The organism is Fusobacterium perfoetens, assembly GCF_021531475.1.
Taxonomy (GTDB): Bacteria; Fusobacteriota; Fusobacteriia; order Fusobacteriales; family Fusobacteriaceae; genus Fusobacterium_B.
This window is the reverse complement of sequence record NZ_JADYTX010000077.1, coordinates 1-619: the sequence shown is the minus strand read 5'-3', so window position 1 is coordinate 619 and position 619 is coordinate 1. Positions and strand designations below refer to the sequence as shown.

Here is a 619-nt window from a genome sequence, read left to right as displayed (position 1 = left end):
AGACTAACTATTAAATGTCAAGTCAAAAATAAAAAAATTAAATAAATTTGTTAATTTAAAAAAATGCATCACAAAAATAAGGTTTGGTTAGAACCTTTAAACAGTATTAAAAAATAAGAGAAATTAAGTTAAAGCAACATAATGTTCACCTGTTTTTTCCAAGTGAAAAATAAGCCTAACAAGTTTCTTAATTGCATGTGAAAGAGCTACATAGTAATGTTTACCTTCTGCTCTTTTCTTTGCAAGATATAAAGCAAATGTTGGCTCATAATGGCATACATAAATACTTGCATTAAATAAAGCGAATCTTAAATACTTTGAACCTCGTTTTTCCATTTTAGCATTGGAAGAATATAAATTGCCTGATTGATAGGTTGATGGAGATAATCCAGCAAAAGCTAAAATTTTATCAGGAGAATCAAAGTTCTTGAAATCTCCAATTTCTGCAATGATTTGAGCTCCCATAGAATAACCTATTCCAGGAATTGTAAGTATTGGAGAATTGATTCTATCCATAATAGATTTAATTTCTTGCTCAATTTCATTAATTTCTGAAGTTAATTCTTCAATCAGTTTAATTGTGTGTTTAAGTTCTAAAGATTTCGCAGGCATATATGAA

General features: G+C 27.9%; 1 protein-coding gene. It reads right to left on the bottom strand.

Annotated features, from left to right (window positions below):
• Positions 1-123 precede the first annotated feature (123 nt).
• Positions 124-619, bottom strand: a 496-nt coding sequence (locus I6E15_RS10065) for a transposase (protein ID WP_235247636.1), incomplete at its 5' end; no start/stop codon positions are given.